This window comes from Rhodothermales bacterium (assembly GCA_013002345.1).
Classification (GTDB): domain Bacteria; phylum Bacteroidota; class Rhodothermia; order Rhodothermales; family JABDKH01; genus JABDKH01.
The window spans coordinates 1-19,924 of sequence record JABDKH010000328.1 but is presented as its reverse complement, the minus strand read 5'-3'; the positions used below and the strand labels follow the sequence as shown (position 1 = coordinate 19,924).

General features: G+C 57.7%; 18 protein-coding genes. 16 read left to right on the top strand and 2 right to left on the bottom strand.

Annotated features, from left to right (window positions below; all coding sequences use genetic code 11):
• The 8 genes from HKN37_15715 to HKN37_15680 form a co-directional block, all read left to right on the top strand.
• Window positions 1-489: glycosyl transferase family 1 (locus HKN37_15715; protein ID NNE48099.1), on the top strand; the 489-nt coding region annotated here is incomplete at its 5' end.
• Entirely contained in the window at window positions 486-4,787 is a 4,302-nt protein-coding gene (locus HKN37_15710; protein ID NNE48098.1) for a S8 family serine peptidase, read from the top strand. The genes HKN37_15715 and HKN37_15710, both read left to right, overlap by 4 nt.
• A 78-nt stretch (window positions 4,788-4,865) precedes the next feature.
• Entirely contained in the window at window positions 4,866-5,282 is a 417-nt protein-coding gene (locus tag HKN37_15705) for an ATP-binding protein (protein NNE48097.1), read from the top strand.
• Window positions 5,283-5,296: 14 nt separating this feature from the next.
• Window positions 5,297-7,126 (top strand): methyltransferase domain-containing protein, encoded by a 1,830-nt coding sequence (locus tag HKN37_15700; protein NNE48096.1) that lies wholly within the window; start codon window positions 5,297-5,299, stop codon window positions 7,124-7,126.
• Window positions 7,127-7,156: 30 nt separating this feature from the next.
• Window positions 7,157-8,389 (top strand): ABC transporter permease, encoded by a 1,233-nt coding sequence (locus HKN37_15695; protein ID NNE48095.1) that lies wholly within the window; start codon window positions 7,157-7,159, stop codon window positions 8,387-8,389.
• Window positions 8,389-8,682 carry a MoaD/ThiS family protein gene (locus HKN37_15690; GenBank protein NNE48094.1) on the top strand — a complete coding sequence of 98 codons (294 nt, stop codon included), beginning with the start codon at window positions 8,389-8,391 and terminating at the stop codon, window positions 8,680-8,682. The genes HKN37_15695 and HKN37_15690 overlap by 1 nt, the downstream gene beginning before the upstream one ends.
• Before the next feature lie 3 nt (window positions 8,683-8,685).
• Window positions 8,686-9,147 (top strand): molybdenum cofactor biosynthesis protein MoaE, encoded by a 462-nt coding sequence (locus HKN37_15685; protein ID NNE48093.1) that lies wholly within the window; start codon window positions 8,686-8,688, stop codon window positions 9,145-9,147.
• 7 nt (window positions 9,148-9,154) lie between these two features.
• A complete protein-coding gene (locus HKN37_15680) occupies window positions 9,155-9,961 on the top strand; it encodes an acyltransferase (protein ID NNE48092.1) in 807 nt (268 codons plus the stop codon).
• 6 nt (window positions 9,962-9,967) lie between these two features.
• Here the strand turns inward: HKN37_15680 and HKN37_15675 are convergent, their stop codons facing one another.
• Complete coding sequence (locus HKN37_15675; GenBank protein NNE48091.1) at window positions 9,968-10,927, bottom strand: phosphoribosylaminoimidazolesuccinocarboxamide synthase; 960 nt, start codon at window positions 10,925-10,927, stop codon at window positions 9,968-9,970.
• 15 nt (window positions 10,928-10,942) lie between these two features.
• A complete protein-coding gene (locus HKN37_15670) occupies window positions 10,943-11,974 on the bottom strand; it encodes a LacI family DNA-binding transcriptional regulator (protein NNE48090.1) in 1,032 nt (343 codons plus the stop codon).
• A gap of 200 nt (window positions 11,975-12,174) precedes the next feature.
• On the opposite strand from HKN37_15670, the gene ugpC reads away from it, so the two are divergent.
• The 8 genes from ugpC to HKN37_15630 all read left to right on the top strand — a co-directional run.
• Entirely contained in the window at window positions 12,175-13,293 is a 1,119-nt protein-coding gene (gene ugpC / locus HKN37_15665) for a sn-glycerol-3-phosphate ABC transporter ATP-binding protein UgpC (GenBank protein ID NNE48089.1), read from the top strand.
• A 74-nt stretch (window positions 13,294-13,367) separates the two neighbouring features.
• On the top strand, window positions 13,368-15,827 hold the full coding sequence (locus HKN37_15660; protein NNE48088.1) for a copper-translocating P-type ATPase: 2,460 nt from the start codon (window positions 13,368-13,370) through the stop codon (window positions 15,825-15,827).
• A gap of 35 nt (window positions 15,828-15,862) precedes the next feature.
• The gene (locus HKN37_15655; protein ID NNE48087.1) at window positions 15,863-16,075 is read left to right on the top strand and encodes a heavy-metal-associated domain-containing protein; all 213 of its coding nucleotides are present in this window, start codon (window positions 15,863-15,865) and stop codon (window positions 16,073-16,075) included.
• Window positions 16,076-16,155: 80 nt separating this feature from the next.
• Entirely contained in the window at window positions 16,156-17,013 is an 858-nt protein-coding gene (locus tag HKN37_15650) for an ATP phosphoribosyltransferase (GenBank protein ID NNE48086.1), read from the top strand.
• A complete protein-coding gene (gene hisD, locus HKN37_15645; GenBank protein NNE48085.1) occupies window positions 17,010-18,296 on the top strand; it encodes a histidinol dehydrogenase in 1,287 nt (428 codons plus the stop codon). The genes HKN37_15650 and hisD overlap by 4 nt, the downstream gene beginning before the upstream one ends.
• The gene (gene hisB / locus HKN37_15640; protein ID NNE48084.1) at window positions 18,293-19,252 is read left to right on the top strand and encodes an imidazoleglycerol-phosphate dehydratase HisB; all 960 of its coding nucleotides are present in this window, start codon (window positions 18,293-18,295) and stop codon (window positions 19,250-19,252) included. Before hisD ends, hisB begins: the two co-directional genes overlap by 4 nt.
• Complete coding sequence (hisH, locus tag HKN37_15635; protein NNE48083.1) at window positions 19,249-19,842, top strand: imidazole glycerol phosphate synthase subunit HisH; 594 nt, start codon at window positions 19,249-19,251, stop codon at window positions 19,840-19,842. The genes hisB and hisH overlap by 4 nt, the downstream gene beginning before the upstream one ends.
• On the top strand, window positions 19,842-19,924 hold an 83-nt coding region (locus HKN37_15630), incomplete at its 3' end, for an imidazole glycerol phosphate synthase subunit HisF (protein ID NNE48082.1). The genes hisH and HKN37_15630, both read left to right, overlap by 1 nt.

The window sequence follows — 19,924 nt, the reverse complement described above, 5'->3', positions numbered from 1 at the left end:
CGACCCGAACTTCGCAGTCAGATCGCAGCTGACTTCGTTGGACTTGTTCCGGACGACTTTCGGAAGTTCGTGGACGGGGCAGGCCTTTCGGACGTGGTAAACTATCTGGGATACGAATCGCATTCTGGCATCGTCAAACGGATGAGCGAAGCTGACGTGCTGTGGCTAACGATAGGAAAGCGTCCCGGGGCCGACGGTATCTCTACCGGGAAGTTGTACGAGTACTTCGGGGCACGACGTCCCGTGCTTGGTCTCGTACCCGACGGTGTAGCGCGGGAAGACCTGATTCGATATGGTGCGGCTGAGATTGCAGACCCGGAAGACATTCAGGATATTTCTCGAGCCATCGCTTCCATGTTTGACCGGGTATCGGCCGGCAGTATGGCGGCTCCCGACGATGCGTTCGTCCGCCTCTTCGACCGCCGTCGACTTGCGGGCGACCTCGCAGCCATGCTCAACGATGCGGTAGATCCCGAGTCGCAATCATGATCCGGGGCGGAGTGCGTACACATATCACGAGTTTCTACGGCCTGGCGCCAGTATCTGGCTTGCGAGTCTTGTGGCTGTTGGGCCTGGTCCTCGCCATGGTCCTTCTGGTTCCGGCAGCGCGGGGACAGGCGGAGATGATCGTGCGCGTTGAGGAGGAGTCACGCCTTCTGAGGACGCTGGAGTCCACAGCCAAAACCGGTGTAGATCCTGGCGACGAGACGCTGGCATCCGTCCGACGGGTGCGGCGTCTGTTCGATCTTTCACTTGCGATGGGGAAGAGCGGGCAGCAGCCCTTTCCGGTCTATCTCGTCGATCTTCCTGATTCATCGTCGCTGGATGCGGCAATGATCGCTTGGGGCCGCCGTTCAGACGTGCGATACGTGCAGCACAACCACACGTACTCCGTCGACGCGGCTGACGATGCACCGGATCCTCTCGCCGACAGTCTTGATCACTTTGCCGTAGTCGGTGTGGCAGAGGCGTGGAAACTCACAACAGGATCGCCCGACGTTACCGTTGGACTCGTTGACACCGGCGTATCCTTCGATCATCCAGATCTCCTGGGGCAGTTCGCGGTCAGGATCGGCGAGGACATTGACGGAGACGGGCGATTGACGGCCGCGGACCTCAACGGCCTCGATGACGACGGAAACGGCTATGTGGACGACGTTTCCGGATATGATTTTGTCGATCGGCCTCAGACGGTGGATCCAGGTGACTTCCACGACCCCGACCCGGTGGCGGAGGATGACGGCTCGGGGCACGGGACCAACGTCGCCGGGATCGTCGGAGCGGCGAACTCTAACGGAGTCGGAATCTCCGGTCTGGCACCGGGCGTACGGCTCGTGCCACTTCGCGCGTTCGGGCGCGACGGGCGCGGCGATGACGACGACATAGCCCGGGCCGTCGTCTACGCGGCGGAAAACCAGGTCAGCGTCCTGAACCTGTCGTTCGGAGATATCCATGTTTCTCCACTGATGCAGGACGCCATTCGATATGCCGTGGAACGAGGCGTGGTGGTCGTGGCCTCGGCGGGGAATGTGGGTGGAGACAAGCCGCACTATCCGTCCGACTACCCGGAGGTTCTGTCCGTTGCATGGCTTTCCGCAGATGGCTCAAGCCTGTCGTCACGCGGGTCTGCCGGCGTCGGCGTCGACATCGGAGCGCCCGGTTCTTCCATCTTCACGACCGTCAGTCCGGATGGCGCGGGCGGAGAAAATGTGCAACCAGAAGACTACTACGGCCGCCGAAGCGGTTCGTCTATGGCTGCTCCGATGGTGGCCGCCGCGGCGGCACTCATACGGTCGATGGATCCGAGCTTGAGTCCCGCATCAATCCGGTCTTCGCTTGCAGCGAGCGCCACCGACTTAAGCGAAGAAGGCTGGGATCACGGAACCGGTGCCGGTCTCCTCAACGTCGGTCGTGCCCTGCTGCGCTCGCTGCCGGGACGAGTCGAAATCACAGATCCCGAAATGAATGCAGGTATTGTTGACGGACCTGTGCTTGTTCGTGGAACCGCAGTCGATCCGTCCTTCCGGTCCTACCAGTTGTCGTATGCAGCGGGTGATGACGATCTCAGTGCCAGCGATTTCAACATGATCGGGATCGCACAGTCACAGCAGATCTGGAACGGCTTACTTGGGCAGTGGGATATTTCCGGACTGGTCGACGGCCTGTATACCCTGAGACTTTCTGTCGAACTCCGCACAGGCGCGTTCATTGAAGAGCGTCGCCGCGTGTTCGTCGATCGAACAGCCCCTGTCGCTACCGTTAGTCAGCTCGGTGCGGGTCTTGTGGGCGGTCGCCACGGGATCATTGCCGACATTGCTACCGATGATCTGACGGACGTCGTGATGACCGTCAGCCTTGGAGGAGTCGAGTATCGCACGTTCTCGGACAGGACTGCTCGCAGGCATGGACTATACTGGGCAGAACAAACCAAGGAAGGTGGCGATGCGCTGGTCACGGTCACATCCCGGAATGCGGCCGGCCTGGAGGCCGACACAGTGTTAGGTATAATCGTTCCACGACACAGCGCTAACAGCAGTCTGCTGAACGTTTCGGATCGAACAGGGCCGGACGGCTTCCTGCTCGAAGCCCTTACGGATTTCGACGGAGACGGACTTCGTGAGGTTACGCTGAATCGCTATGAGGACGGATGGATCGGTGACACCGTCGCCGTGCTGGAGTGGGGAGGCAGTTCCTTTCGACGGGCGTCGTCGCTGCTTGCCGGCGTAATACCGCGGGACATTGGCGACAGCGACGGAGACGGGCTGCTGGAACTGCTGACGCAGGTCGGCCCGGCCACACTCCTCATCGAACAGAGTCCGGCCGGCTATCCGCAAAATCTAATCTTTGCCGACACATCCGGGCTATCGGGAAATCAGAACGATGCTTTGTGGGGCGCTCGGCTAACCGACATGGATTCCGATGGCCGGGTCGAGATCATCGGTCACAACACCCGCGAATGGCGGATGCTGGAGTGGTCTGGGACATCATTTGAAGAGGTCGCACGAGTGTCTGACCCGACCGGCGTAGCCGACTCTGAACTGGGGGAAAACACCTTCGAGCAGCCTTATGCAGTTATAGGGGACTTCGACGGGGACGGCCATCAGGAGATGTTGACCGGCGACAGCGATGGTGACTGGATCATTTACGAATCATCCTCCGACAACATGTTGGAGGCGGTATGGTCTTACGAGACGAATCGCTACGATGCCGGCAGTCGCCTGGCGGTCGGAGATTTAAATGGAGATGGCAGGTCGGAGCTCATTGTTTACAATCACAACTGGCTGACGACCACGACCGACGGCGAACGCGAGCCTGATATGGGCCGCTACAGTGTGTTCACGAATGTGGGCGATAATTCCTTCGACCTCGCAGCCGTCATTCCGGTATCCGGTGAGATCACGAGGCACGGGTCTCTGGCCACGACCGACATCGACGCGGATGGAGTTGACGACCTTGTCATCGTCAATCCTCCGGACCTTTATGTTCTTACGTTCGATGCAGCGCTGAACCCGACTATGATCTTCCATGCGGGGCTCGACGATCCACCGGGCTTCAAAGGATTTCGAAGTACCCGGATTGTGGTTGGCGATATCGATTCGGACGGCCTGAACGATATTGTATTGGCGGACGCAGAGGTGGGACTGCGTGTCGTGTCGCAGAACGCCACGACACGCTCGTTGCCGGTGCCTGCCTGGGTCAGTGCGATAGCCATCGACGATTCCGCAGTGCGACTCACCTGGCTGTCCACGGGCGCCGATTCCGTCCACGTATACCGCGCTACGGCCGGAGAGGAATTCCAGCGTGTGGCGACGACGTCTGACGGCCCCGCCGTTGATTCGGTCTCGGTCCGTAGCGAGTACATGGTCCGCGGCTGGTATGCTGGAAACGGGGGACCACTGTCGCGGATAGTGAAAGTCCGACCTCACGTGCCGGCGACGGTGTCATCCCTGCTAAGACGCAGCCGCAGTCGTGTCGAAATCGCGTATACGGAGCCACTCGATCCTGCAATCAGAGCTGAGCAGTTCCTTCTGGTCCGGGGAGGTCGCGCATCCTCGCTCCTTCAGGGAAAAGGAGGCCAGTCAGTTCTCCTCGACTTTCCCGACGCCGTCACATCGGCGGATACCCTGCGATGGCAAAACCTTGCGGACGCGGAAGGTACTCCCGTACAACAGACTGCGGTTGTTGTACCCTCGTTTGAAGAGTCGGATCGTTCGCTCATCGTCCAATCCTGGAGCCTGCCGTCGTCCAGCGCTATCTCAATAGTATTCAGCGCTCCATTGGATCCGTCACACGCGCGTGATGTCCAGAGTTACCGTGTCTCGCCGAATGGAACGGTGAGCACCGCAGTGTTCGACGAATCGCGTCCCAGCGAGGTGCTGGTGGAGTTCGAGGGTGTTGCGGTCGGTGCGACGGGTCTCGAAAGCTCGCTGACTGTGCTCTCGATGATGTCAGTGGACGGCAGGTGGTTGGCGCCCGAAGGAGCGACCATTCAACTCTCCGGCCCGTCGGCCAATCTGGCCGATGTATTCGTGTTTCCAAATCCGTACAGGCAGTCGACCGGCTCGGGGAGGCTGGTTGTGGCCGGCCTTCCGTCACGCGCGACGATCGATATCTACAGTCCCGAAGGGGTCCTGGTGCGGCAGATAGAGGAGTCCGACGGCAACGGAGGGGCAGTTTGGGACCTCAGGGACTCCTCCGGAAGCATCGTACCCTCAGGGATCTACCTGATGCTTGTGCGTTCGGAAGGTCTCGGATCGGTCTTGAAAAAGGCGGCAGTAATCCAGTAACTTGAAGTGCGCACGTCGAAAGTGGCGCAGGCCAGTCATTCGACTCATCATCGTTCTTCTCCTCCGACCCCCACCTCATTGAGCACGGACCAGCGCCCGACGACACTCCGCATGGTACTCGCGAGTGAACACGCGAATGTGGAGCAGGCTGTCGAACAGGCTGAGACCTTCTTCTCGGCGCATGTTGAGGACGATGATGTCGTTTACAACCTCGTACTGCTCACCTCCGAAGCTGTTACGAACGGCATGGAGCATGGTAATCAGTTCGATCCTGAGAAGAACGTCACGCTCGAGTTCCGAGTGAGCGGGACTGCCATTGAGATCGTCGTTGAGGACGAAGGGCCGGGATTCGAGCGGGGTTTCGTTCCGGATCCCCTGAGGGAAGACCACCTGTTCGCGTCTGGTGGACGCGGGCTGTTTCTACTGGAATCTCTGGCGGACGAGGTCAAGTATGAAGACGGTGGCCGTCGGATCCGGGTGACCTTCAAGCGCTAAAGCCTTGACCCGGAATGCAGGATCGTGCCGGCGGTCTCTTTGGATGGCTGCTGATCGGCATTTTCGCCGTAATCGTGGCAGCATGTGCATTCCTCGCGGAGCGATCAGGGCTGATGTATGGCTTCGTCGCAGCCATTCTGGTTTCCGGCGCACTCTTGTATGTCATACACGCCAGGTGTGCGGTCGATTGGCGTACCGTCCTTGCCGTGGCCGTGGCACTTCGGGTGGCCGTGTTCTGGCTGCAGCCCGGGTTATCTGACGACGCATTCAGGTACGTGTGGGACGGACAGATACAACACGAGGGAGTCAATCCGTACTCTCACCGACCATCCGACTCCGAACTTTCCCACCTGTCAGACACAGAATTGTACGATCTGGTCAATTCCAGGGACTATTTCTCGGTATACCCACCGCTTTCGCAACTCGTATTTCGAGTCGGATCTGGCGATACCTTAACCAACTGGCGTATAGGGTATTATGGAATTAAGTTAATAGTATTGTTCATTGAACTGGCAGGATTGATTGCTCTTGTGTGGTTGGTAGCGCCGGGTAGGGCGATTCTGTATGCCTGGAATCCCGTCGTGATTATCGAAGTTGCCGGGCAGGGCCACACGGAGGGCATGGTGTCAGGACTACTGCTCGTTGCATTCCTGATGGTGCGGCGCTCTCGTCACGGAGGAGCCGCAGTCGCCGTCTCTGCCGCAGGAATGGTAAAACTCGTTCCGTTCTTCCTCCTGCCGCTGTTCTGGCGACGCGGCCGTTGGATTGCCCTGGTAGCCAGCGTGGTAACGGGGCTGCTGCTGGCTTTGCCTTATGCGGCTCCTCGGGTAATACCGAACGTACTGGAGTCGCTGAACCTGTACGTTCGGTACTTCGAGTTTAACGCAGGGCCATATTTCGCTGTGAAGTCGTTGTTGCAGGCCACTACGGGTCACGATCTCAGCAAAGCGCTCGGACCCGTATTCCGATGGCTCTTCTTCCTGTCCCTGCCGGTCATCTACTACCTGGATCGAAGGCGGAACGACAGCCTTGAACGTCCCATCATGGCGATTCTTAGCTGTTTTCTGCTGCTGTCGACAACGATTCACCCGTGGTACGTCGTGCCGCTTCTGGCCGTCTTCGTTCTGGAGAACCGGCTACGGTGGCACTGGTACTGGTTTGGCCTGCTCAGCATGGGCACGTACGTCCTGTATGTTGGTGGCCCATACTGGAGTGTCGTGATTCTCGCATGGACAGCATGGGCCGTGCTGGCGGCAGCATACCATTTTGACACTGTGCTTCAATGGGTCCAGAGGCGCCGTGGAGCTCGAAAGTTTCGTGCCGTTGAGGACTGGATCGATCGCAGTCGGTCGCGAGACATTCTCGACCTGGGAGCGGGTGAGGGCTACGTCGGCCTCGAAGCCAGCAGACGAGGCGCCGGCACTGTTATACTGGCCGACGTCGTGCCCATGAACAGGACGGCGTTGCCGTGGTCGCTTGTTGGCGAAGAGAATCTGCATTTTGTCACGGGCTCATTCGACTACGTGATTCTGTGTTTCGTGCTGCACCACGCGGCCAATCCGTCTCGGGTTCTTGCGGAAGCAGCCCGCGTTGCGCGACAAAGCGTTATCGTTGTCGAATCGGTTTACGAGGGACCAGTTCAACTCAAGCTGCTGACCTTTTTGGACCGACTGGCTAATCGACTTCGCTCCGGAGGCTTGATGGTCGATCAGGAACGAAATCTTCACTTCAGGACAGTCGCCGAATGGCGCCAACTGATTGCACAACTTGGGCTTACAATTGATCAGGAACGGATCCAGGGTAACTGGATTCATACAAAGGCGACGTTCAAAGTATGCAAGTGATCTACGTCACATATATCAATTGAGGCCGCGATGAAGCACGTTTTCGAGAGTTTTGTCGCGATGCGCTACGTCAGCGACCGGGCCGGTCGGCGTGAGGGCAGGGGCTTCGTCCGGTTCGTTACTGGTGTCGGAGTCGGAGGGGTGGCGGTTGGTGTTGCCGCGCTCTTGCTCGCGCTCTCGATCGTTCACGGCTTCAGTAGAGAGATCACGGCCAAGATTGAAGGCCTCGGAGCCCACGTCCAGATCGAGAGCCAGACGGATGCTCCCTTGAGGAATGTCGCTGCGATCGCCGAAGATGTTAGCGGTATCGGCGGCGTAGTCGGTGTTCGGCGCGTTGTTGAAAACTTTGTGCTGCTTCGGCGATCCGCCACGCAGGTTGACGGCGTCGTGCTAAGTGGCGTCGAACAGCTGCCGCCCTTTCTGGTGGATCGCCTCGTTGCTGGCGGAGAAGATCTGGAAGGAGGGGCGGGGGTGATTATTGGGAAAACCTTGGCCGATCTCCAGAATATCACTGTCGGAGACCGTATTACAGTATTTGCCTTTTCCGGCCGTGGCTCCGGTTCGGTTGCGGTGACTAAGCCGCGTGTAAAGCAGTTTCATGTCGTCGGCATTTATGAGACATCCCTCGATGATTTCGACGAGATCTATGTGTTTGCCGACCTTGGAACCGTCGCGGGTCTCATCGACTACGCACCCAATTCGGTGACTCGCCTGGACGTGACCGTGGACCCGGAGGCGGACCGTACGAACGTTGTCGAAGCAATCGAAGCGAAGTATGGGTTTCCGGTGATGGTGAAGCCTATCGAAGAGGTGCACAGAAGCCTGTTCGCCTGGGTCGAACTCCAGGAAAGCATTATCCCGGTCGTAATCGGGTTTATCGTCCTGGTAGCAGTTTTCAACATCGGGGGGATTCTCTTAATGATGGTGATGGAGAAGACGAGATCTCTGGGGATTCTGGTCAGCATGGGGGCGAATCGAAAATCTGTCCGCAATCTCGTTCTTACGCTTGCCGGTGTGATCGGTCTGGTGGGTATTACGATCGGCGAATTGCTGGCTCTCTTGTTGGCGTTTCTTCAGAAGCGATTCGATCTGATCCCGCTGCCGGCGGATGCCTACTACATGAAGACAGCGCCGATTGAACTCAACCCGGTCGACTTCATCGTCGTTGCCGTGGTGACTCTCCTGCTCTGCGTCGCCTTTGCATATATTCCGGCTCGGATTGCGTCGAAGCTGGACCCCATCCGTGTAATTCGATTCCATTGATGTTTGGCGCGTTTGACGACAAACATTTTGATAGGGCGGAGATCAAAGTGAGTTCGACCATACACGTTTTCAGTGTCCTGGCGGAAAGGATCGGCCGTCGCGAAATAGAGGTCGATACCACTATGCCCATTCCTGCGGGCGAGCTGCTTGATATCCTCGCGTGCCAGTACGAGGCGGTGAACGACTTGCGCCGCGTCGTTCGTCTCGCCGTGAACCATGCGTACGCCGACGAAGATCTGTTGGTCAACGAAGGAGACGAACTGGCCCTCATCACGCCTACGAGTGGTGGATGAAGCATGGCTCAGCGAGAAGGCGACCGGTTTGTTGTTCGACTGCAGTCGGATCCGCTGTCCGTCGACGAAGCTTATAAAGTCGTACAGCCGGGCAATGTGGGAGCGATTTCGCTCTTCGTCGGAACGACGAGGAGGTTTACGGAGGGACGGGGCGAAACGGTCCAACTGGAATATGACTGCTATCCCGAGATGGCACTTGAAGAGATGGTGCGTCTCTGTGAAAGCACCATCGATGCACATGGTGCCGAGCGTCTGTTCATCGTGCATCGCACGGGACTTGTCGCAGTTGGAGAGGCGAGCGTCATAGTGGCGACGTCCTCCGCTCATCGAGATCAGTCGCTTACGGCGTGCCGGCATCTAATCGACACCTTGAAGCAGACCGTTCCCATCTGGAAGAAAGAGATCTACTCGGACGGCGCCACCGACTGGGTGCAGGGTGGCGAGCCGGAGACCAAACTGCGATGATGATCTAATGCGAGTTGCCGCGCTTCAGCACAATCCTGCATATCTCGACGTCGACGGAAATCTGGACGCAGTTGAAGCGGCAGTGGCTTCACTGGACACGGACTTGCTCGTACTTCCGGAATTATTCGCCTCGGGCTACTTCTTCCGGTCTCGGGCTGACGTGGACACGGTCGCCGAGGAGATCCCGGGCGGAAAGACCACGCAACGACTGTTGAAATGGGCGCGCGACCTCGACTGTACCATTGTTGCAGGATTGCCGGAATACACGGACAAAGGCCTTTACAATACTGCGGTTGTCGTTGACAAATCTGGACTTCGAGGTACGTACCGAAAGCTCCACCTGTACTATCAGGAGAAGCTACATTTTCTACCCGGCGACCTGGGTCTGCCCGTCTTCGACCAGATTGCCGGCAGCGGTACGAAATACAGACTCGGCGTCATGATATGTTTCGACTGGTACTACCCGGAAGTGGCCCGATCACTGGCGCTGTTGGGCTCGGATATCATCGCACATCCGTCGAATCTCGTCCGCCGAGACTGTCCGCGGGCTATGCCGATACGAGCACTTGAAAATCACGTCTTCACGATTACGGCGAATCGAATCGGCCGCGAGATCGCCGGGAAAGAAGAACTCGAGTTCATTGGCCAGAGTCTGGTCTGTGATCCGCGCGGGGACGTCGTTCAGCAAATGAGTCGGGACGAGACGGCAACATTGATTGCAGAGATCGACCCTGCCACTGCGCGCGATCGGCGGATCACGCCGCACAACAACCTGCTCGCCGACAGACGTCCGGATTCGTATCGGCTAGACTAGCACGCCTCAAGCTGGAACGACAGCGGCACGGATACGCTCCGACGGATCGGGATGTGTGTCCGGTTCAAACGCACGGCCGGTGATGATCTCGAACAATTCGATGTAACGCTGCGATACCTCGATACGGAACGCGTCGTCAAGATCCGGCAAGGCCTGACCTTCCTTGCCCATGAATCCGCGATCCATGAGCCACTCGCGAACGAATTCCTTCGAAAGCTGTCGCTGCGGTTCGTTCTTCATGAGCCGCTCCTCGTAGCCATCTGCATAGAAGTACCGCGAACTATCGGGGGTGTGTACCTCGTCGATTACGACGTACTCGCCCGATGGGGTTTTCCCAAATTCATACTTCGTATCCACCAGTAACAGCCCCCGCCTGGCCGCCATCTCCGTACCGCGAGCGAACAGCGAGAACGACATTTTCGCGAGCGTGTCAAACGTGGACGCGTCGAGTACTCCCTGTTCTAGTAGCTGCTCGCGGCTGATGTCCTCGTCATGCCCTTCCGACGCTTTCGTAGTTGGCGTCAGTATCGGCGCTTGAAATCGTTCGTTCTCGACCAAACCGTCAGGAAGTTGAATCCCGCAGAGCACTCGTTGGCCCGACCGATACGTGCGCCAGGCGTGGCCGACCAGGTAGCCACGGATGACAAATTCCACAGGCACGGTTTCGCATTTCGTTGCAACCGTGACGTTAGGATCCGGAACACTGACCACGTGATTCGGAATGATATCCTTCGTCGCTTCGAAGAAGTGGGCAGCAACCTGATTCAGGACTTGCCCTTTGAATGGGATGGTCTGCCGAAGCACATGATCGAAGGCAGAGATGCGATCGGTTGTTATCAGGATAAGGTGATCTCCGGCCGCATACGTATCCCGGACCTTTCCTTCGTATCGTTTGCCCAGCTCGGACAGCTCGGTACGTTCGATCGTGTGGTCCAGCTGATTTCGGATGATGTCAATGTGAGTCATGTAGTGGCGTCTGTGTTATCTGCGATGTGAGTAGTCGCTTGAGTTTCTGATGCGAAGAACGGGCGTGATATCAACACTCTTCGGGATTCCGTCGGCGCGGTCTTCCACCCGATCGATGAGTCTCTTGGTTGCGCTTCGGCCAATCTGCTGCATCGCCTGATCCACGCTTGACAGGCCGATATACGAGCTCGTCTTAATGTCGTCGTAACCGACGACGGCAACGTCTTCGGGAATGCGAAGTTTGGCCTCCCGTATAGTCTTCATGGCCCCTATGGCCTGAACGTCGGAACTGGCGAATACGGCCGTAACGTCTCGGCGATTATTCAGGAGGAACTCCATCGCCTCAAACCCGGCCTCTTCGCTATAGCCTGCATGCTTCTCCGTCATTCCCGTCGCCACCAGTGAGTCGTCAAATGGAATGCCGGCATCTTCGAGGGCGCGACGGTAACCGGAAATGCGTTGATCCTGCAATGGGCTGTTTGCCATCGACCGGATCATGGCAATTCGACGGTGCCCCCGGTCTATCAGGTGTGTGACGGCAACCCGCGCTCCCTCCGCATCATCCCAGCGATAGGAGTCAAAGTCTTCAAATTGGCTTCCTATGAGAACTACGGGAGAGTGTAGCGCGCGAAGCTCTGTGGCAATCTGTCCGCTGACGTCCACACCGACCAGCAGAAGTCCAGCCACTGTTCCTCGCTTCAGAAATTCCAGGAGACGGATGTGGCGATTGCGCGAGCCCAGGTCACAAAGGAGCAGATCCCTCTCGGTCTCATGAAGCGCGCCGCGAATTCCTTTCAGTAGCTCGGTGTGAAACGGTGTCGTAAACGAGGGCAGCGCAACGGCGAGAGTGTGAATCTGGCCTGCCGCGAGTGATTTGGCCGTTCGATCGGGTCTGTACTGTAGAGCTCCAATCGCCGACAAAACTCTTTCCCGCGTACTGTCCGACACGTCGGGGGAGTTGTTCAAAACCCGCGAGACGGTCGAAATCGCGACTCCGGCCTGATCCGCTACGTCGTAGATCGTCGCTTTGGTTCGCTCGGGTGGCATTGATACTAGACCGCCCGCAAGGTACTGGAGCGGACGCGAGTTTCGGAATTTGAATGACGAAGCCTACCAGTCGAAATATACGCAATTTGCCGAAGCTCGAGGCGAAGCGTAGAGGTCAACAGGAGTCGACCGCGCCTTCCATACACCGTCCGACGTATATTCGAATCCTCATCTGACTCGTTTAGAAAACCTCGCTGCCAATGTCCCAGGTCGAAGCCTCTAGCCTACGAAAAGTGTACGAAAATGGATTTGTCGCAGTGCACGGTGCGGACTTCGTCGTGCAGGACGGTGAATTCGTCGTGCTGGTCGGTCCGTCAGGCTGCGGTAAGAGCACGACGCTGCGAATGGTCGCGGGGCTTGAATCGATCACGTCAGGTGAATTGCACATCGGGCAGAGGCGGGTAAACGACGTCCCACCGAAGGACCGGGATATCGCCATGGTTTTTCAGAACTATGCGTTGTACCCGCACATGACGGTCTTTGACAACATGGCGTTCGGCCTGAAGCTTCGAAAATTCCCGAAGACTGAAATTGATGAGCGAGTGCGCCAGGCTGCCGGTATTCTGGGCATCGAGCCGATTCTGGATCGCAAGCCCGGGCAACTGTCAGGGGGCCAGCGCCAGCGGGTAGCGGTCGGCCGGGCGATAGTCCGCAAGCCGCAGGTCTTTCTGTTTGACGAACCCCTGTCTAATCTTGATGCCAAACTCCGGGTGCAGATGAGGACAGAGATCTCAAAGTTGCACCGGCAACTTGGCGCCACGATGCTCTATGTGACGCACGACCAGGTCGAGGCCATGACGATGGGTGACAGAATCGTCGTCATGAAGGATGGCCTTATTCACCAGATCGATACTCCCCTCAACCTGTACAATCGACCCGCCAACAGATTCGTGGCGGGGTTCATCGGAAGCCCGTCAATGAACTTCGTTCCCGGCAAAGTCGTGCGAGACGATGGCCTCAAGTTTCGTGCAAATGGCCAGGCGTTTTCGGTTGAACTTTCGGATGCGCTGGCTGAACTCGAAGGCCGTGAGTTGATCATGGGTGTTCGTCCAGAGGACCTGTACGTGGCAGGTGGTCCGTACGTAACGGACCGGGCGGCGGAAATTGACACACTGATCGAGGTTGTTGAGCCAATGGGGAACGAAGTATTTCTGTACTCTCGCAGCCTCGATTACCAACTCGTTGCGCGAGTGGCACCACAGCAACTTCCGGAGCCTGGAGAACCGATTCGCCTGGCTTTGGACGTGACCAAGCTGCATTTCTTCGACGCTGAGAGTGAACTGTCCGTTGTTGACGGCACCCAGTCCGTGGCGATGTAAGCACGGTCTCGAGAGAAACTTTGGGCCGCCTGGGCCTTTAATCACTACTTCGATTCACCGCGGTGCCCCATGGTATGAATGCGCCCGAACCTGCCGAAGAAATCAAGAACAGTGCGGTGTCAGGATCAGACCGTGTCGCCCTTCCTATCGAGGGAATGACGTGTACGGCGTGTGCCAGTCGGATCGAACGAAAGCTGTCAAAGCAGGCCGGAGTGCTTGATGCCACGGTCAACTATGCAACAGAGGAGGCGGTAGTGCACGTCACACCGGGCGGCCCATCGTTGAGGGATCTGGTAGGCACGATAAGGAATACCGGGTACGACGTTGGACTAAAGACGCTTCGTTTGGATGGTCAGCTTTTGCGCGATGACACGGACTGGGCAAGTCGTACAGTCGATGGTCTGCAGACCATGCCCGGTGTTGTCTGGGCACGCCCGGACGGCGACGATGTAGTCGTTTCCTATGTAGGAACGCTGGTTAGCGAAAAATCGCTCGCGGCGGTTGGTTCAAGTGATGGCCAATTTCAGCAGTCGTCGGTCGTGTTAGATGCGGCTTCGGATTCTGGTTCCGGACGCTCCGAGCGTTACGACACACTGCTCAAACGGTTTGTTGTGGCCGCCGTGCTGACAGTCCCAATCGTCGTAATCTCGATGTCTCATGGGGCCATCACATTCCCCGGCGAGCGTCTTGTTATGCTCGCGCTTGCGCTGCCCGTGGTGTTCTGGAGCGGGGGCATCTTCCTGGCCGGAGCCTGGACAGCGCTTCGCCATCGCGCGACTGACATGAACACGCTTGTTGCGATGGGTGTGCTCGCGGCCTTCTCGTATAGTTGCGTCGTCACTCTCTGGCCGGAACTCATAGCGACCACCGGAGAGAGGCCCGCCGTCTATTTCGAGGCTGCGGCAGTTATTGTCACACTCATCCTCCTCGGAAGACTGCTGGAAGAGCGGGCCAAGGGCCGGACAACCGAGGCAATACAGGGGTTGCTTCGCCTGCAGCCGACTACTGCGCTCCGCGTAGTCGATGGGAACGCGGAGGAGGTCGATATCGAATTGATCCAGACCGGCGATCAACTTCTCGTTCGGCCCGGCGAACGAATTCCACTGGATGGAGTCGTTACGGAGGGCTATGCGGCCGTCGATGAGAGTGCACTGACGGGTGAGCCTGTTCCGTCTGAGAAAGAGCTTGGAGCAGAGGTGTTTGCGGGCACCGTCTCGACGAACGGCGCACTCACCGTTGGGGTGACAAAGGTGGGTGGTGATACTGTTCTGCAGCAGATCATCCGGGTGGTGCGTGAGGCGCAGGCGGGCAAGGCGCCAATTCAGCGCCTGGCAGACAAAGTCGCCGCCATTTTTGTACCCGTAGTCATCGTGATTGCGGCGGTGTCGGCGGCTGTCTGGTACTTCGTCGGTCCGGAGCCGGTTGCGACGAATGCCATGCTTCGGTTTGTCACCGTTCTGATAATCTCATGCCCGTGCGCTCTGGGTCTCGCAACCCCGACGGCTATAATGGTGGCCACGGGACGAGCCGCTTCGATGGGAATTCTGATTCGAGACGGTGCGGCGATTGAAACGATTGCGGGCGTGCGGACCCTTCTTCTTGACAAGACCGGTACGATAACCGAAGGTCGCCCACAGGTTCGAGAGATCATCTCGACGAGTAGCCGACCGGCGCAAGATATTCTGGCCCTGGCGGCGGCAGTGGAATCGAAGAGCGAACATCCTCTCGCTCGCGCCATTGTCCAGAAGGCGATTGACGACGACCTGTCCGTTCCACAGTCGAGTTCGTTCGAAATGACTGCGGGCCTTGGAGTGCAGGGGTCCGTGAACGGAATGGTCGTAACGGTTGGCAGAAAAGCTTATTTCAATCAACTCAGTATTGCGGTTGAGTCGGGTGGAAGCGTGCCGGATAGTGGCGGTGGGAGCGACACCATCGTGCTGGTCGCACTGGATGGAGAATTGGCCGGTGCGATTCTGCTCAGCGACCCGGTCAAATCGACAAGCGCGGAGGCTGTCAACCGACTTAAAGAAATTGGTATCGTCCCGGTGATGGTCACGGGTGATCGCCTGGCCACCGCCACGGCTGTTGGACGCGACATGGGCATCGAGCGAATCAACGCCGGGCTCCTACCCACGGAGAAATCGGATGTCGTACGCGCGGAGCGTGGTCTCGGTGTGATTGTCGGCATGGTCGGCGACGGAATCAACGATGCTCCCGCACTTGCCGAGGCAGATGTCGGAATTGCCATGGGAGAGGGGGCAGCCATAGCGGTTGAAGCGAGCGACATCGCCATAATGCGTAGCGATCTTCGCGTCGTCGTCGATGCGATCCGACTCTCGCGCGCCGGCCTTCGAAATATCAAGCAGAACCTGTTCTTCGCGTTCGTCTATAACATCATTCTTATCCCGGTCGCAGCCGGAGTCCTGTATCCGATCTGGGGCGTTCTGCTGAGTCCGGTGTTCGCATCGGCGGCGATGGCGCTTTCGAGTGTGTCGGTTGTTACGAACAGTTTGCGTCTGAGGCGGTTCTCGTAAACAACAACACAAACCAGATCTCGGAGAAGCGAGTGATGAAGAAGAGCATCCAGATTGAGGGGATGAGCTGTAACCACTGCGTTCATGCTGTCCGGCAGGCGCTTTCGGCCGTCGAAGGTATCAAGGTTGACCATGTAGAGATCGGTCTGGCCACGGTCACGTACGAGAACGGTGCAACCGATTTTGAGCGGGCAAAAACCGCAGTCGAAGAGGAAGGCTACTCGGTCGTGGGCGAGGTACCGGCATAATCAGGCCCGCGACTCGCATATAACCTCATATTGGAATTACAATTATCGACTTTCTGTCTAAATAGCTCGTGTCGCAGCGAATGGCACTCTTGCGGTTAGCACTTCAGAAATCAGGGCGACTGAGCGATTCGTCCGTCCGGCTCATAGAAGATTGCGGGATCCACTTCAGCAATCACGGCGCAAGTCTGAAGAGTTCGGCGGAGAACTTTCCACTGGATCTGTATTTCCTGCGGGACGACGATATACCCGGATATGTAGCGGACGGTGTGGCGGACTGCGGAATCGTCGGAGAAAATGTTCTTCGAGAGAAGCAGTCTGATGTTCGGGTCCTTGAGCCGCTGGGATTCGGGCGCTGCCGTCTGGCCATCGCGGTCCCGCGAGCGTTCGAGTATTCCTCGGCGCGCGACCTGGCGGATCTTGATATCGCTACCTCCTATCCCGTGCTGTTGCAGTCTTTTCTTGATGCTAACAACATCAGTGCTCGGACGCACGTGATTAGTGGTTCGGCGGAGCTGGCGCCCGGTATCGGCCTCGCGGACGCAGTGTGCGACCTGGTCAGCACAGGCAGCACGCTCATGAGCAACGGTCTCAAAGAAGTTGAAACGGTAATGGAATCGCAGGCGGTGCTTATTGCCCGACACGATCTCGATCCGGAGACGGAGGCCACACTGGATCAACTTCGCTTCAGGCTCGAATCGGTCGGCCGCGCAAAACGGTACAAGTACATCCTTCTGAATATCCCCAACGAGTCCATCGAGACGGTCTCTCGTATTCTTCCTGGAATGAAAAGTCCGACAGTGATGCCCCTGGCCGAAGAGGGATGGAGTTCGGTTCATTCCGTGGTTCACGAAGACGAATTCTGGGAGATCGTCGATAAACTCAAAGAAGCCGGAGCACAGGGCCTGCTGGTTACTGCAGTCGAGAAGATGGTAGTATGAGACTGTTCATCCGCCCTGACCGAAGTAAGTGGTCTTCGATTCTACAGAGGCCGACCAGGTCGACGCTGGACATGATGGGCGTCGTCGATCCCATTTTCGTCGCGGTACGTGAACGTGGGGACGAGGCGCTGCGAGAATTCACGTTGCAGTTCGACGGCACACAGATAGATGCCATCAAGATTCAGCCTGACGAACTGGAGGCCAGCAAGTCGCACGTGGACGAGGCACTCAAGAAAGCGCTACGTACGGCGGCCGCGAACATAGAGACATTCCATCGCGCCCAGCTTGTAGAGGAAGCCGCGATCGAGACAATACCGGGCGTGACGTGCTGGCGAAAGAACCTTCCGATTGAAAAGGTCGGACTCTATGTTCCGGGCGGCAGTGCGCCACTCGTCTCGTCTGTGCTCATGCTCGGCATTCCCGCTCGTATCGCCGGGTGCTCGGAGATCGCACTTTGCACCCCGCCTCGCTCCGACGGATCCATCGACCCTGCGATTCTTTTTGCAGCCAAACTCGTGGGTGTGACTAACATTTTCAGAGTAGGTGGCGCCCAGGCAGTTGCAGCCCTGGCCTATGGGACAGAATCCGTTCCCGCCGTGTACAAGATTTGTGGTCCCGGGAATCAGTATGTCAACGCCGCGAAGTTGCGAGCGTCGCTGGAAGGTGTGGCCACGGATATGCCGGCTGGTCCAACTGAAGTGGCCATTGTAGTCGATGAGAGTTGTCCGGCTGAATTCGTGGTATATGACGCACTGGCCCAGGCAGAGCATGGCCCCGACAGCCACGTCGTGGTCGTGACGTTCAGCGAGGAGTATGCGCGTTCGCTCACTTCGAAGATCGATAAGGCAGTCGATGCGATTCAGCGCAGTGACGCTGCTCGCTCGGCACTCGGCGGTAGTGTATGTGTTGTGCTGTCGACCGCGGATGATGCGATCGATCTGTGCAATAAGTACGCGCCCGAACATTTGATCCTGGCAACGCGGGACGCCGAAGACATGGCCGGCAAGGTCCGGGCAGCCGGTTCCGTGTTCGTTGGGGTGATGTCTCCCGAATCAGCGGGAGACTACGCGAGTGGAACGAATCACACGCTCCCAACCGGAGGTGCGGCGCGAGCTTATTCCGGAGTGTCCGTCGACTCGTTCGTGAACAAAGTCACGTTCCAGCGTCTGTCTCGCGACGGCATCCGGAATCTCGGTCCGACAATAATGACACTGGCTGAGGCCGAGGGGCTTACGGCTCACGCTCAAGCGGTGTCGGTGCGCCTGGAGGCAGTGGAGTCATGAAACACCTTGTGCTCGTCGATGTGGCCGAGATTCTGGGCCACGACGGATTGTTTGCGCCCAGCGTCATACACGCACTGGTTCGCCTGCATCGGGAATCGGAACTCGTTCTGGTACGAGCTGCCGATTCGGGCGAACGATGGAACGACGCAAAGGCGATACTTGAACGGGAAGGAATTCGCTTCGCCCGCGAAATCGGGCCCGAAGAAATACAGCGACAGTGTGAGGATGCGCGACAGGGGAGAGGTGATCATCATAGGGTGGTCATGGTTGCAGGACCGACCGTGCAACAGCAACTCGAGTCAGTCGACCTCGGTGCTGATCTCGTAAATCCTCGTGAGATGGGCTGGACCCGAACCGCACGTGAAATCCTGTTTCCTGAGCGTGTCGGGACCATCGACCGGCGGACCGCGGAAACAAACGTGTCGATCCGCGTCAACCTGGATGGTGACGGCGTGGCTGACATCAAGACCGGACTTGGGTTTTTTGATCATATGCTCGAGCAAATTGCCCGCCACTCGGGAGCAGACATCTCGATTGCAGTGTCGGGAGATCTCAACATCGACGAGCACCATACGATCGAAGACACCGCGATAGGTCTGGGGCAAGCGTTTGCTCAAGCCATAGGAGACAAGCGAGGTGTGGAGCGTTATGCATTTGTCCTGCCGATGGACGACGCTCTGGCAAGGGTAGCGTTTGACTGGTCGGGACGAAGTTGGCTTGTGTGGGATGCCAAGTTCCGTCGAGAGATGATCGGAGATATGCCGACCGAGATGTTCATTCATTTCTTCAAGTCGTTTTCAGATGCGGCCCGGTGTAACATCAACATTGCGGTTGAGGGCGAGAATGAGCATCACATGATTGAGTCTGTGTTCAAGGCCTTCGGCCGATGCATCCGACAGGCATCGTCAAGACGAGAGGACGACGACAGGATCCCGAGCACCAAAGGCGTACTATGAACGTCGCGGTCGTCAAGTACAATGCCGGCAACGTGCTGTCGGTCATGTTCGCCATTCGTCGCCTCGGACTGGAACCGGTGTGGACCGACGACCCGGAAGAACTCGAGAGTGCTGATCGCGTGATCTTCCCCGGCCAGGGTGAGGCAAGTTCGGCGATGGCATATCTTCGCGAGCGTGGCCTTGACGAAGTCCTGACAGGGCTGAGTCAACCGGTACTGGGAATATGTCTCGGGCTTCAACTCATGTGTCGATGGTCGGAAGAGAACGACACCCCGTGCCTTGGAATTCTTCCGCACGACGTTCGGCATTTTGATGACAGTCTTAAAGTGCCTCATGTGGGGTGGAACGCGATCGATGGACTTGTCGGATCGCTGTTCAGCGGCGTCGCTGACGGTGCGTTCGCTTACTTCGCGCATTCCTACTACGTTGAAACGGGCGAGAACGTGACAGCCTTCACCGACTACTCGACGCGCTTTGCGTCGGCGGTTCAGGTACGGAATTTTCAGGCCGTTCAGTTTCATCCGGAGAAGAGCGGCGACGTGGGCGAGCACATATTGAGGAATTTCCTGTTGGGGGCTACCGTTGGCTAGTGCTCACCAGGCGTATCATACCATGTCTCGACATCAAGGATGGCCAGACGGTGAAGGGTGTCAATTTTGTCAACCTGCGTCA

Bases quoted from the DNA above. Each gene is read 5' to 3' on its own strand.
- HKN37_15710 (NNE48098.1), top strand. From the start codon at position 486: ATGATCCGGGGCGGAGTGCGTACACATATCACGAGTTTCTACGGCCTG.
- HKN37_15700 (NNE48096.1), top strand. From the start codon at position 5,297: ATGCAGGATCGTGCCGGCGGTCTCTTTGGATGGCTGCTGATCGGCATT.
- HKN37_15695 (NNE48095.1), top strand. From the start codon at position 7,157: ATGAAGCACGTTTTCGAGAGTTTTGTCGCGATGCGCTACGTCAGCGAC.
- HKN37_15690 (NNE48094.1), top strand. From the start codon at position 8,389: ATGTTTGGCGCGTTTGACGACAAACATTTTGATAGGGCGGAGATCAAA.
- HKN37_15685 (NNE48093.1), top strand. From the start codon at position 8,686: ATGGCTCAGCGAGAAGGCGACCGGTTTGTTGTTCGACTGCAGTCGGAT.
- HKN37_15680 (NNE48092.1), top strand. From the start codon at position 9,155: ATGCGAGTTGCCGCGCTTCAGCACAATCCTGCATATCTCGACGTCGAC.
- HKN37_15675 (NNE48091.1), bottom strand. From the start codon at position 10,927: ATGACTCACATTGACATCATCCGAAATCAGCTGGACCACACGATCGAA.
- HKN37_15670 (NNE48090.1), bottom strand. From the start codon at position 11,974: ATGCCACCCGAGCGAACCAAAGCGACGATCTACGACGTAGCGGATCAG.
- ugpC (NNE48089.1), top strand. From the start codon at position 12,175: ATGTCCCAGGTCGAAGCCTCTAGCCTACGAAAAGTGTACGAAAATGGA.
- HKN37_15660 (NNE48088.1), top strand. From the start codon at position 13,368: ATGAATGCGCCCGAACCTGCCGAAGAAATCAAGAACAGTGCGGTGTCA.
- HKN37_15655 (NNE48087.1), top strand. From the start codon at position 15,863: ATGAAGAAGAGCATCCAGATTGAGGGGATGAGCTGTAACCACTGCGTT.
- HKN37_15650 (NNE48086.1), top strand. From the start codon at position 16,156: ATGGCACTCTTGCGGTTAGCACTTCAGAAATCAGGGCGACTGAGCGAT.
- hisD (NNE48085.1), top strand. From the start codon at position 17,010: ATGAGACTGTTCATCCGCCCTGACCGAAGTAAGTGGTCTTCGATTCTA.
- hisB (NNE48084.1), top strand. From the start codon at position 18,293: ATGAAACACCTTGTGCTCGTCGATGTGGCCGAGATTCTGGGCCACGAC.
- hisH (NNE48083.1), top strand. From the start codon at position 19,249: ATGAACGTCGCGGTCGTCAAGTACAATGCCGGCAACGTGCTGTCGGTC.